This window comes from Halobacillus sp. B23F22_5 (assembly GCF_043497085.1).
Classification (GTDB): Bacteria; Bacillota; Bacilli; order Bacillales; family Halobacillaceae; genus Thalassobacillus.
Genome location: NZ_JBIEKI010000006.1, coordinates 13,871 through 26,126, shown reverse-complemented (window position 1 = coordinate 26,126; position 12,256 = coordinate 13,871). Strand labels below are relative to the sequence as shown.

13 protein-coding genes are annotated in these 12,256 nt (G+C 41.4%); 2 read left to right on the top strand and 11 right to left on the bottom strand.

Annotation, left to right across the window (positions count from 1 at the left end):
- Positions 1-9: 9 nt before the first annotated feature.
- From ACGTN9_RS10395 to mecA, 6 genes are all read right to left on the bottom strand, one after another.
- A complete protein-coding gene (locus tag ACGTN9_RS10395) occupies positions 10-417 on the bottom strand; it encodes an NUDIX hydrolase (protein WP_499592507.1) in 408 nt (135 codons plus the stop codon).
- Between the two features lie 125 nt (positions 418-542).
- Positions 543-1,571, bottom strand: a complete 1,029-nt coding sequence (locus tag ACGTN9_RS10390; RefSeq protein ID WP_499592505.1) for a DUF3231 family protein — start codon at positions 1,569-1,571, stop codon at positions 543-545.
- Complete coding sequence (locus tag ACGTN9_RS10385; RefSeq protein WP_499592503.1) at positions 1,568-1,795, bottom strand: hypothetical protein; 228 nt, start codon at positions 1,793-1,795, stop codon at positions 1,568-1,570. The genes ACGTN9_RS10390 and ACGTN9_RS10385 overlap by 4 nt, the downstream gene beginning before the upstream one ends.
- 309 nt (positions 1,796-2,104) lie before the next feature.
- Positions 2,105-3,913 carry an oligoendopeptidase F gene (gene pepF, locus ACGTN9_RS10380; RefSeq protein ID WP_499592501.1) on the bottom strand — a complete coding sequence of 603 codons (1,809 nt, stop codon included), beginning with the start codon at positions 3,911-3,913 and terminating at the stop codon, positions 2,105-2,107.
- An 82-nt stretch (positions 3,914-3,995) separates the two neighbouring features.
- Complete coding sequence (locus tag ACGTN9_RS10375; protein WP_499592499.1) at positions 3,996-5,165, bottom strand: competence protein CoiA; 1,170 nt, start codon at positions 5,163-5,165, stop codon at positions 3,996-3,998.
- 163 nt (positions 5,166-5,328) lie between these two features.
- Positions 5,329-6,018: an adaptor protein MecA gene (mecA, locus tag ACGTN9_RS10370; protein ID WP_499592497.1), complete on the bottom strand. Its 690-nt coding sequence runs from the start codon at positions 6,016-6,018 to the stop codon at positions 5,329-5,331.
- Between the two features lie 320 nt (positions 6,019-6,338).
- Here mecA and ACGTN9_RS10365 point away from each other — a divergent pair, with 320 nt between their 5' ends.
- Positions 6,339-7,001 (top strand): TerC family protein, encoded by a 663-nt coding sequence (locus tag ACGTN9_RS10365; protein ID WP_499592495.1) that lies wholly within the window; start codon positions 6,339-6,341, stop codon positions 6,999-7,001.
- Between the two features lie 40 nt (positions 7,002-7,041).
- On the opposite strand, the gene spxA is transcribed toward ACGTN9_RS10365, so the two are convergent.
- Positions 7,042-7,437 carry a transcriptional regulator SpxA gene (spxA, locus tag ACGTN9_RS10360; protein WP_028782060.1) on the bottom strand — a complete coding sequence of 132 codons (396 nt, stop codon included), beginning with the start codon at positions 7,435-7,437 and terminating at the stop codon, positions 7,042-7,044.
- Between the two features lie 380 nt (positions 7,438-7,817).
- A complete protein-coding gene (locus ACGTN9_RS10355) occupies positions 7,818-8,408 on the bottom strand; it encodes a GNAT family N-acetyltransferase (RefSeq protein ID WP_499592493.1) in 591 nt (196 codons plus the stop codon).
- A 156-nt stretch (positions 8,409-8,564) separates the two neighbouring features.
- Between ACGTN9_RS10355 and ACGTN9_RS10350 the strand changes: the two genes are divergently transcribed.
- Positions 8,565-8,750, top strand: coding sequence for a hypothetical protein (locus tag ACGTN9_RS10350; RefSeq protein ID WP_093040974.1), 186 nt, complete (start codon positions 8,565-8,567; stop codon positions 8,748-8,750).
- A 55-nt stretch (positions 8,751-8,805) separates the two neighbouring features.
- Here the strand turns inward: ACGTN9_RS10350 and ACGTN9_RS10345 are convergent, their stop codons facing one another.
- The 3 genes from ACGTN9_RS10345 to ACGTN9_RS10335 all read right to left on the bottom strand — a co-directional run bounded on the left by ACGTN9_RS10345 (position 8,806) and on the right by ACGTN9_RS10335 (position 12,240).
- Complete coding sequence (locus ACGTN9_RS10345) at positions 8,806-10,038, bottom strand: putative glycoside hydrolase (RefSeq protein ID WP_499592491.1); 1,233 nt, start codon at positions 10,036-10,038, stop codon at positions 8,806-8,808.
- 208 nt (positions 10,039-10,246) lie between these two features.
- Positions 10,247-11,182 (bottom strand): ABC transporter ATP-binding protein, encoded by a 936-nt coding sequence (locus tag ACGTN9_RS10340; RefSeq protein ID WP_499592489.1) that lies wholly within the window; start codon positions 11,180-11,182, stop codon positions 10,247-10,249.
- Positions 11,179-12,240: an ABC transporter ATP-binding protein gene (locus ACGTN9_RS10335; RefSeq protein ID WP_499592487.1), complete on the bottom strand. Its 1,062-nt coding sequence runs from the start codon at positions 12,238-12,240 to the stop codon at positions 11,179-11,181. Before ACGTN9_RS10335 ends, ACGTN9_RS10340 begins: the two co-directional genes overlap by 4 nt.
- Positions 12,241-12,256 lie beyond the last annotated feature (16 nt).

Below are 12,256 nucleotides of genomic sequence, written 5' to 3'. Positions count from 1 at the left end.
GTGTTACTGCTAAAAATCCACAAAGAAGGGTTGTGATTCTTCCTGGAGGCAAAGTTCAATCCTTTGTCTGAAATTATTCCAAGTCACTTTCTCCAACGCTTCTTCTATCGGAAAGAAACCGACTTCTAATGCTTCTGATGTCGTTGTCAGCTCTCCCCCAACCGGCTTCCCCAGGAATAACGTATTGCAGATGCCACGCTTTACATTTTGAAAAACCCCACAGAATTTGGTCACTTCAATATCCAGCCCGCATTCCTCTTTCGTTTCCCTTACAGCCGCTTCTGTCAGCGATTCACCTATTTCCACCTGCCCGCCTGGCATCTCCCAGCCTCGCTTCGGTCCCTTGATCAACAGCAACTCACCTTCATCATTCACTACGATTGTTGCTGCCGAGACAATATGCTTTGGTGGTTCCATCACCATCTCCCCCTGTGTATGTAGCTTGATTTTACTTCTATTCATAATTATTCCAAACTAATCCATTTATCTCAATACTAAAAAAGAGCTTACCTGTCAGATAAGCTCTCATAAAATAGTCATTTTCAGCGATAAGAAGCTAATTGATACCGATCTATCATGATAGGCGGCTGTTCCATCCACCCGTTATCTATCATAATATTGGCTCCATCTTCTGTATACAATGATACATCCAGTAGACACCTTGCATACAAGGCTCCGATATCTTTTCTCCCGTTAAGGGAAGACCCATTGGCATAATTTCTTATTTTCATCGAGAACATATCGATTTTATGAAAAACCATCAACTTGTCAGAAAACGGAGGGACTGTCGAAGGCGTCACCAGGTGATCTAGCAGACTTGGAGCTGCCATATTATCTTCCTTCAACTTATTAGTAAATTTATCTATATGACTGACATTGATTTTTCTACCCCGATTCAAAAACTTAAGTACTCTCCGATCCCTTGCCCCCTGACAGAATCCCAGAATAAGCGCTTTACTTGTGATATCGTTTTGAAGATTATCGTACAAATGAGCTGCTTCCAGACCATGCACAGGCCGAACCTCTCCGATATAGCCATGCAAAAAGCTTTGCCGGTTTACAAAATCGACACCAGCCGGGCTTGGTGCCGCTGGAGTATTCCCTAAGGCTCCCATAGCAGTCAATAAATCATGTACATTCGTCGTCAATTCAGTCGTCTTTTTCAGACTACCCACAAAAAAGTCACGCGTTTCTTTACTAGTCATGAGAGGGATGGCAGCACTGTATATACTTATCCCAGCCTTTGCGAGATACCTGAGATAATGTAAATAAAACTCATCATAAAATAAACGTGGCGCCTCCAGATTGACGTCCTCTTCCGTAAACCCGACAGGTATGGGAAAATCTGCCTCATTAAATATTCGTTTGATATCTTTCATGAAAGTGTTCGTTAAATCTAAAGCGCGTTCTACAACCTTCTTAATGGCATCATCTTCTACATGGCGAATGAAGTAACTGAGTACGCACTTACCCATCGTATTCCCCTGATATGTTGCCCATAGCTTACCCATTTCTGCTGAAGTAAGCTGTTTGGTGTAACGTTTTTTTTCTTCATCCTTATCCCTTTTCATGACATTTTACCTCCTTCCTCATCATGATTATTATCTGTCTCTTCCATCATCTGATTTTGCTCCCGGTAGGAAGATATAGCTCGCTTTACAGAACGAATCGTCTGTCGCCAAAAAACAATCCATTTTCTACGAATATAATACGACCAGTATTTATATTTATTGTTCCGCATGCTCAACAGCAATAACAATACTATTATGACGATACCTAATGAATATTTCCGCACATCAAGGTCTCCTTTTCCACTATACGTTGCCCATATTATGAGCAATTAGGAAACATTGTATGTACAAATGGTCTCTACAGCGCATAACACCTTGGAAGCATTTCAAAAACTTCCAATTGACACACATGCGGCTACGCTCACCTACAACATTAAAAAAACCTGTCTTATCGCTATTTACTTATGGTGGTACCTTCGTACTTTCTTAAGCTTTAATCCTTTAACAAAGTTAAACTTCCATACAGTATAAAAAAAGCTCAAGATGGACACAGAGTGCTCCACCTTGAACTTTCATTAATGTCTTTCGGCTATTTACTTTAATAGTTCTTCCATTTCATTCAGCTTTTCCTCAAAAACATCCAAAGCTGCCAGGATTGGCTCCTTGGAAGTCATATCGACTCCAGCCTGCTTCAGCACTTCGATCGGATAATCGCTGCTACCTGCTTTCAGGAACTTCTTGTAACGCTCGACTGCCGGTTCTCCTTCTTCAAGAATTTGGGCAGCAAGCGCAGTAGCGGCAGAATAGCCGGTCGCATACTGGTAGACGTAGTAATTGTAATAGAAATGTGGAATCCGTGCCCACTCCAGTCCGATTTCATCATCGATGACAATATCATCACCGAAGTATTTCTTATTCAAATCATAATAAAGTTCAGTCAGCTTATCCGCGGTTAAAGCTTCGCCGTTTTGAGCACGCACATGGATGTCGTGTTCGAACTCGGCAAACATCGTCTGACGGAAAACTGTGCCCCGGAACCCTTCCAGGAAGTGATTCAACAAATATAGCTTTTCTTTTTTATCATCTGTCGCCTTCAACAAATGATCATTCAATAAAGCTTCGTTGCAGGTCGAAGCAACTTCCGCTACGAAGATCGAATAGTTGCCATAACGATAAGGCTGGTTGGCATGGGTATAGTAGCTGTGCATAGAGTGACCAAGCTCATGTGCCAGGGTAAACAGGTTGTTGATATTATCCTGCCAGTTCATCAGGATATAAGGGTTGGTACCATAGTGCCCGGATGAATACGCACCGCTGCGTTTCCCTTTATTTTCATCCACATCGATCCAACGGTTCTCATAACCCTCCTGGATGATGTTGACATACTCTTCTCCAAGCGGCTCCAGACCTTTGACGACCAGGTCCTTCGCTTCATCATAGCTTACTTCCATCTCGACATCTTTGACAAGCGGAGTGTAAAGGTCATACATATGAACCTCATCCAGTTCCAAAACTTTCTTACGAAGCGCGATATAGCGATGCAGCAAAGGCAGTCTGTCATTTACCGCGTCCACAAGGTTGTCATAGACCTTTTCAGGGATATTGTTATTGTCAAGCGCAGCCTCACGCGCAGAACCATAATTCTTTACTTCCGCATAGAAATTGTCTTTTTTGACGTTGCCGCCCAGTGTAGAAGAAAAGGTGTTTTTGAACTTATCAAATGTATCGTACATCGCCTGAAAAGCATTTTTACGGACGTTACGATCCTTTGACTCTAAGAAATTGATATATCGGCCATGGGTAAGATCGATTTCGTTGCCATTTTCATCTTTTACACTCGGGAACGTTAAATCCGCATTGTTCAACATACCAAATGTTTGAGATGGATTGGATGCAATCTCAGAAAATCCTGCAAGTAATGCTTCCTCTTTTTCACTCAGAACATGATCACGTTGACGGGTGATTTCATCAAGGGTGTGCCTGTAAAGCTCAAGTTCTTCTTTTTCTTCTAAGTATTTATCAATTTTCCCTTCTTCTAATGACAAGATTTCCGGTACAATAAAACTCATTGATGAAGATACCTGGGTCAGCAGGTTCTCCGCTTTAGAATTTAGTTCCTGGTAAAAGGAATTCGTCGTATCCTGATCCGCACGCATATGCGCATAAGTATATAACTTCCCAATCCGGTTGGAGATTTCATCCTGCTTCACAAGCATTTGATATAACTGGTCGGCTGACTCACCCAGTTTCCCTTTGAACACTGTTATTTCCGGAATCATTTCTTTAATGGCTTCCAGTTCTTTCTTCCATTCATCATCTGTCGCAAAAATATTTTCAAGCTTCCACGTCCGTTCAACCGGAAGCTCTTCACGCTTTGGTAGTTCCTTACTGGCTGTACTCATTCTACTTCCTCCTTTTACGCATTTCGTCACCCTAAATCATTTCTCTATAAAATAGGAAATACCTCCCTATTTTATGATATTTTCATGGTTTTACCCGCTTTTGTAAAGAATTAAAAACAAATTCATCCTGTTTGATCGCTTCTTCGATAGTAAGAGGGTTTTCTACTTCCTGACGTTTTCGGTATTCCCCTGGTAATACTTCTTCCACCAGGCCCAGAAGGCATAGCAGTTTCAGGTATTCTTTCAAAGGATTAGGCTTCTTGTGGACATGCAAAAGAGGAACGATTATCTGAGCAGGTTTTATCGGGAGCAATCCTCCAATAGGAGTTTTTAAAAAGGTGTCCAGGTAATAGCGGGACTGCCAGATCCATGGTGGTTCGACCATTTGAATTTGGCTCGGTACGGGGAGATAGGTGATTGAAGGCAGTAATGACGGGTGATAGCCTTTGGCATACAGATACTCGCGCCAGCTTTTTTCTTGCGGTGAGCAATGCCCCAAAGGACGAGTTCTTCTTTTTTTAATGAAACTTTTCCAACCCGCGGGCATATCATTAAGGAGGAGATTTTGAGAGCTGAACATCTCGATGAAGGAGATGCCGTTTAAGGAAAAATAATGGAGGTTTGAAAAAGTTTTGTTCGAACCGGTTCCCTGGAGATGAGAGCCAATCATAAGCTTATCGGTGATAGGATCAAAATAATGGATGCGATAATCGAGGAAATGATAGATGAAGTTACGATCAAAGCTTGTCAACTGAATCATGTTCGTTCCTTTTCGTTTCAATCGGTTGCCTCCCAGTATCCAAAAAGGATAGATACCAACTTGCAAGTACTGCTTTGTTCGCATGCTGATTTCTGAATCTGGAATTTTTGCACACTGATACTCGATGGCAATACGCCTCTTCTTTGTATGGAGCAATACGTCAGGACGCTGCTGGATTTCCGGCAAATAAGCTTCGAGCGCCACATCATAACCCTGACTTTTCAGCCACTCCCACAGCCGGACTTTCCCTTTATGATGATAGATCCCTTCACCGCTTCTGCTTGACGGGCAATCACTATTGGGAAAATGAGCGAAATGTGGAACAACCTTGGACCCAGCCCGGATCAACACCGGTGCCTTGCATTGTGGACAGAAATAACTTTCGTGTTTTTTTTGATGTATAAGTTCATGGATATGCTGACCAGCCAATTGAACAAATTGACCTTTGGCATTGATGGCACTAAGCAATCGTTCACCCCCTTGATATAACACATTTATTCGACATCAATCGCCAAAAATCCTGCTTATCTGACTAGCTAGTGCTAATTCTCTTACAACTGTTAAAGCTCTGTTTTTTTCCAATCAACTAAATTAGCGTCGACATGTCCTTTGGATGGCAAAACAAAAAAGCATACCATGGCGGCATGCTTATCAATTATAGAGGAAAGTAACTTTTTATTTGATTGAGTGCGTCTTCTGCAAAAATCGTTTTGCCATATTCCTGCAGGCGATGAATTGTGATATCCGATTCGTTTCCGTACTCTAATATATTACTTAAAATATTTTCCTGTTCGTCATCATTCATATTTTCATCATTGAATTGAATATATAGATAGTAGGCATCTTCAAAATGGTACATGCTTTGCTCGAATTCTTTTACGGATTGAAAACGGTGGCTCAATTGGATTGCATCTTCGAATTCATCAAAGCGGATCGTGAACTGCATAGGCTCAAGATCATTGCTCAAATCAGTATCTTCATCGGTTGTATGCGTATCTGCTTCATTTAGTTTATCATCCAGCATTGATTCTATTTTTTCATCCACGGGCATATCGATGGTTTTACCGTTTTCAGTAGGGAGCTCGAGCTTCTGTCCATCTGAAGAAAGCTGAGCTTTCGTAACAATGACTTCCAGGCCTTTCTCCATCGCTTGAACTTGGATCCATAAGGGACCTTCAGCGTGGAAATTTTCTTTATCATTAACTTCGTCCATCATTTCCCAGAACAGCTGCTCACTTCTGTCACGGTTATACCAAATATCTTCTCGGTCAAACCCGCGTTGTTCAACGTCATGGTAAGAAACATAAAATTTGATTGTGTTTTCATTGATTCTTTCGATTTCCATGCATCTCTCTCCCTTCTATATTCGGATAAGCGGAAGGGACTGCTTCACCCTCGTTGTTATTTTATAGTATACCTTACCCTATATTTCAGGACTTTAATCGCATGATTATACAGGTCAGGTACCTCTTGATTCTATTGTATGATAGCTTTGCCTTTTCTGGAAAACAAAATGCTTCATTTACAGAAAAACAAACGAATATCACGACTTTTATAAAAATCGCATGAGTAATGCTCTCCAAGAACTGCACAGCAATTCTATGGTTAGTTGTCTATTTTAGCTTATTTCTAGTCATTTGTCACTACATATCAGGAGGCTTTTTTATGGAATGGGAATTGATCCAAGCAATCTTAATCATCATAGGAATTGATATTGTACTCGGAGGAGATAACGCTATTGTCATTGCGCTGGCCAGCAGGAATCTGCCGGAAAGACAACGCAATAAAGCAATTTTCATGGGGACAGGCTTAGCTATTGTTGTCCGGGTGTTTTTGACAGCGATTGCCCTGTATCTTCTGCACATTCCCTTCCTTCGTTTGATTGGGGGAATCTTACTTATTTATATCGCAATCAAACTGTTGACTGATGAGGAGGAAGAACCGAATATCAAAGCCAGTGACAGTCTGATCTCGGCCGTTAAGACGATTGTATTCGCAGATATTGTGATGGGCTTTGATAATGTGCTTGCGATCGCCGGAGCCTCCCATGACAACATTTTACTAGTGGCAATGGGGCTGCTTGTATCCGTGCCGATTATCATTTGGGGAAGCAAATTGATATTGAAGCTGATGGAGCGATTCCCTTCCCTCGTTTATATCGGATCAGGCATCCTTGCTTATACAGCAGCTGAAATGATTTTAGAAGAACGACGGCTACGGCCGTTTTTTGAGCAATTCGATTCGCTTCATTATATGATGCCGATTGCTATCATTTTCCTTGTCATTTCATGGGGGTACCGCAACAATAATCCGGCTTCCCAAAATTAGAATAAACAAAAAAGACCGCCCTGTACGCGGTCTTCTTCTATTAGTTTACCAGGCGTTGTGCTTCACGAAGCTGAAAAGTACGAACGCTTCTTGGCAGGAATCGGCGGATTTCATCTTCATTATACCCTACCTGAAGACGCTTTTCATCAATGATAATCGGGCGGCGTAGCAGCCCAGGATTTTCTTGAATGAGATCGAAAAGATCCTTCAGAGGCATTTGTTCGAAATCAACGTCCAATTTTTGAAAAACTTTGGAGCGAGTGGAAATGATTTCTTCCGTTCCATCCTCTGTCATACGTAGAATTTCTTTAATTTCATCCAGAGTCAAAGACTCAGAGAAAATATTGCGTTCTTTGAATGGAATATTATGTTCTTCTAACCATGCTTTAGCTTTACGGCATGATGTACAGCTTGGTGAGGTATATAGAGTTACCATGGGAACTTCACTCCTCAAAATGTATTTATCATACAAGGTTTGCATGTGCTTGCCAGTTTAAAATAACTTTAATTAACAGCCTATGTATACTATATCATAACTGTCAAGTGTTAGCTAGTAGTATTATAGGTTTTTTATACAAAACTTGTACAGATCGAAAGATTTCATTGTGACACTTTTAATATACCCTTTTACACTTCCATTAAACATCTTTTTTTAAACTTTTCTGCTTCATTTATTTTCAGTTAGCTTTATGAATTGAAAAAAGCTGTCCCCTTATAACTTCACAGTTTGAAAGAAGCTTAGCGGTTACTGAAACCGCTGCCTTTCCTGGTCACTGTTTGTGAAGCTTTTAGGAGACAACCCTGTACCTTCCATTATTAAGCTTTTTCTTTTTCTAAGTCTTCCAGGATGTTTGTGTTATCTGCATCTTCGTCATAAGTGAGCACTTCTTCCACAGGCTCGTACGACTTGCCATAAAATTGAGTATCTTTATAGGTGTGGATTTCTTCATACATCTTTTTCATTTGTTCATAAATGTGTTCTTCAGATGCATCTTCAGGGGACCAATAGAGGATTTCCATAGAATTAGGTTCATCAGTAGCTAGAGACTTACGTGTGTAACCGATGGACTGGGCATGCTTGAACCCTTCGCGCTGGTAGAAACGAAGACGTTTCTCTGTATCGGTGTCATCATAATCGACCGGTTCCACTTCGAGAATAATTGGTTTTCCTTTATCTTTCATTTTTTGCATCAGCTTATGTCCTAAGCCCTGCCCTCTTGAGGATGCAGACACATAGACATAATCGATAAAAAGAAAAGAAGGGAATTCAGCATACATCAAAACATGGTGAGGACCCTCATCCTTATAATAAACATCGCCTTTTTCCTTTAACAAAGTTTCCATATGCTCTCGAGATTTCATTTCTTCGATAGGAAAATATTGTTTTAATTTTTCATACCAATTCATAAATCTGCTCCCTTACAAGTTAGTCTTTTCTATTATAACGAATTTCTCAGTAATTGTTAAATGGCTTTTGAAAACACTTACAATTTTACTCTTTCCAGCTTTCTTTTTTTTAACACATCATCTAAAATAAAAGTAACCGGTAAAGGAGGGGAGCATGTGGGTGCATTAATGCTCGATATCACGTTGCTTGGGTTAGGGATCATCGGAGCAACAGCATTTCTCGGAGTTGCCATGAATGGGATAGGCAATAAGCTGTTCAGCCGGGGTAAAAAAGATGAGTTTCTGGACAAGGCACGTTCTTACCAGGATACATGGAGAAACGTCGGAGGAACTCAGAAATAAGCTACATAAAAAAGCATGGAAGGTGAGCCTTCCATGCTTTTTTATTTAAAGTTATTTATTTTAATGGAGTGTAATCGACACCCTGGGTATAACTGTTACCTGGATTCCAAATCAGAAATTCATTGATCCCATTTTCGTTCAGGGCACGGATCTGGGCTTCCACTTCTGCTACCCCATACTGTTTTGCAGGTCCGGAATAGAGCCATGGCGCTTCGAAATCCTGAATCCATGGTCTTGATGTCGGCGGGTTATCCAGCTTAGCCAGCACTTCATTTTCCACCTTGGCATATTCCACCGTCAATTTATAAGGTTCCATATCCGGCTTCTTAATGCCGAAATAAGAGGTCCAGTGGCTTGGATAGATCATCGAAGAAATGACGTCGACATTGGAACTGATTTTAGAGAAATTCTGTCCTATTCCAGGCGCTTCCGGAATAGTAGCGGAATATCCGAATATATCAACGGATACATCAACGGCGTAATAATGTAATTCTTCCCTGGCATAAGCGACAAAGTCTGTTACAGCTTGCACCCGCTTTTGTACCTCATCCATTTCGAGTTTCGCATAGTCACCCTGATTATATTCCAATGTTTTATCCCGGTTTTCAAACCCTTCCGGAAAGCGGACATAATCGAACTGGATTTCCTCAAATCCTAGCTTTGCGGCCATTTTGGCGATTTCTACATTATATTCCCAAACTTCTTTCATAAACGGATTGACGAAGGCTTCTCCCCTGCCGTTTTTCCAGATCTGACCATTCATTTTAAAAGAAAGCTCGGGACGTTTTTCAGCTAAAATCGAATCTTTAAAAACAACCACTCGTGCAATCGGATAAATCCCCTTCTCCTCCAGAACCTCAAGCATTTTTCTCGGCTCTTTGATATACGGCTGCGCAATATCATAATAAGGAGAATCTTCATCTGGCTTAAACGTTATATTACCGTGGTCTTCTTTAATATCGATGACCATCGCGTTTAAATCCGTCGATCCTACAAGCTCCAATAATGATTCGAAACGACTTCCTCCAGCTGAATTACCTGTTACATAAATCCCCCGTACCGCATCAGGATATTCAAACGTCAATCCCGAATCATATACGAACCTTGCTGCCGGCTTATCATTATTCAATAACTCTAATGAAACTTCTCTTTCCTGCAAATTTTTCACTGGTAAAGATTCTGTCTCGTTTGATTCATCTGCATGCAAAGTATGTACCGGAACAAATGCCAACATAAAAAGAATACTTATGATTGTAATACTCTTAAGCTGTCTTAGCTTTTTCCTCATGATTAATCCTACTCCCCCATTTTTTTCTATCTCCTATTATAAAAGAGGATTCCTATAAATTGGTAGGTTATTTAGTAAAATTTTGTAGAAAATCACCAAAATATATCAAATGACCTAATTTTAAGACTTTCTCCGATTTATATATATACAAAAAGGCAAGGTGTCATTCCGCAAATCCGGAAAGAACCTTGTCTTTTTTACAGCCGTATTAAACGGACACATATTCTTTTTTATAGTGTTCGAACTCTTTGGTTGTACATAGCACCCAATGGTCCGGGCCAACCTCACGGAATTCCGGCTCTTCACTAGTATCGTGTTGACTTGGATCATATTCCTCCCGGACACGGTTTCGTTCGTAATCTGGATCCGGTAATGGAATAGCAGATAATAAAGATTTGGTGTACGGGTGCATCGGATTCTTATATAAGTCATCCGCGTCGGCAAGTTCCACAAGCTTACCGAAATACATAACACCAATCCGGTCACTGATATACTTGACCATCGACAAGTCATGGGCAATGAACAAGTAAGTCAAGTCATTCTCTCTTTGCAGTTTTTTCAATAAGTTGACTACCTGCGCCTGGATCGAAACATCAAGTGCCGAAATAGGTTCGTCGGCGATAATGAAACTAGGATCTACGGCCAGAGCACGGGCAATACCGATACGCTGACGCTGTCCACCACTGAATTCGTGGGGATAACGGTTAGCATGTTCTTTGTTTAAACCAACTGTCTCCAGCAGATCATGTACACGCTTCTTGCGCGCTTCTTTTGTTTTGGCCAAGCCATGGATATCCAAGCCCTCTGCAATGATGTCCTCCACCTTCATACGAGGATTCAAGGATGCATAAGGATCCTGGAATATCATTTGCATTTCACGATTGAATTGTTTCAAATCTGCTTTATTCTTTTTATCGTGAACATTGACTCCATTGAAATTGACTTCCCCTTCGGTAGCATCGTACAACCGGATGATTGTCCGGCCTGTCGTCGACTTACCACACCCGGACTCACCAACAAGGCCGAAAGTTTCCCCTTTATAAATATCAAAGGTCAAGCCATCGACTGCTTTTACGACACTGTGACGCCCGGTTTTGAAATGCTGCTTTAAGTTTTTGATTTCGACTAATTTTTCTCGACTCATGAGCGATCACCTTTCGTATTAAGTTCAGCCTCTTGAGCAAATCCTTGCATTCTACGTTGTATGGAAGCAGGAGGCTCAACATCCGGGGCATTCTCGTGCAACAGCCATGTCGCGGCATAATGCGTATCGGATACTTTGAACATTGGTGGTTGTTGCTCAAAGTCAATCTTCATCGCATAATCATTCCGGGCTGCGAACGCGTCACCTTTAGGTGGAGCGATCAAGTCCGGCGGTGTACCAGGAATGGCATATAAATCTTCATCCGCACTGTCCAAAGAAGGCATAGAGCCAAGCAGTCCCCAAGTATATGGATGTTTTGGATTATAGAAGATTTCATCAACGGTTCCGATTTCTACAATTTTACCTGCATACATGACGGCGACACGATCGGCCACATTAGCAACAACACCAAGGTCGTGCGTAATAAAGATAATGGAAGAATCCGTTTTCTTCTGGATATCCTTCATCAACTCTAAAATTTGTGCCTGTATGGTTACGTCAAGTGCAGTAGTCGGCTCATCGGCAATTAAAAGCTTAGGATTACAGGCAAGCGCAATCGCAACGACGACACGCTGACGCTGTCCCCCAGAGAATTGGTGAGGATATTGATCGACACGGTTAGCTGCATCAGGGAGCCCTACCAATTCCATCAATTCCACTGCACGCTTTTTCGCCTGGGAACGGCTCATTTTCTGGTGCTTGATGAGTCCTTCCATAATCTGATTGCCGATTTTCATCGTCGGATTCAATGAAGTCATCGGATCCTGAAAAATCATCGAAATATCCTTGCCTCGAATTTTCTCCATTTGCTTTTCACTTAATTTAGCTAAATCTTTACCTTCGAAAAGGATTTCCCCTTCTTTGATACGGCCTGGCGGCTGAGGGATCAGACGCATTAATGCTTTCGTCGTTACCGACTTGCCTGAACCAGATTCACCGACAATTGCCAGGGTTTCTCCTTTGTGTACATCGAAATTGACACCTCTGACAGCCTGGACTTCTCCTCCGTAGGTGTCAAAGGATACACTTAAGTTGTTTACCTGTAGAAGTTTTTCCATTTGGTATTCCTTCCTC

Bases quoted from the DNA above. Each gene is read 5' to 3' on its own strand.
- ACGTN9_RS10395 (WP_499592507.1), bottom strand. From the start codon at position 417: ATGGAACCACCAAAGCATATTGTCTCGGCAGCAACAATCGTAGTGAAT.
- ACGTN9_RS10390 (WP_499592505.1), bottom strand. From the start codon at position 1,571: ATGAAAAGGGATAAGGATGAAGAAAAAAAACGTTACACCAAACAGCTT.
- pepF (WP_499592501.1), bottom strand. From the start codon at position 3,913: ATGAGTACAGCCAGTAAGGAACTACCAAAGCGTGAAGAGCTTCCGGTT.
- mecA (WP_499592497.1), bottom strand. From the start codon at position 6,018: ATGGAAATCGAAAGAATCAATGAAAACACAATCAAATTTTATGTTTCT.
- ACGTN9_RS10365 (WP_499592495.1), top strand. From the start codon at position 6,339: ATGGAATGGGAATTGATCCAAGCAATCTTAATCATCATAGGAATTGAT.
- spxA (WP_028782060.1), bottom strand. From the start codon at position 7,437: ATGGTAACTCTATATACCTCACCAAGCTGTACATCATGCCGTAAAGCT.
- ACGTN9_RS10355 (WP_499592493.1), bottom strand. From the start codon at position 8,408: ATGAATTGGTATGAAAAATTAAAACAATATTTTCCTATCGAAGAAATG.
- ACGTN9_RS10345 (WP_499592491.1), bottom strand. From the start codon at position 10,038: ATGAGGAAAAAGCTAAGACAGCTTAAGAGTATTACAATCATAAGTATT.
- ACGTN9_RS10340 (WP_499592489.1), bottom strand. From the start codon at position 11,182: ATGAGTCGAGAAAAATTAGTCGAAATCAAAAACTTAAAGCAGCATTTC.
- ACGTN9_RS10335 (WP_499592487.1), bottom strand. From the start codon at position 12,240: ATGGAAAAACTTCTACAGGTAAACAACTTAAGTGTATCCTTTGACACC.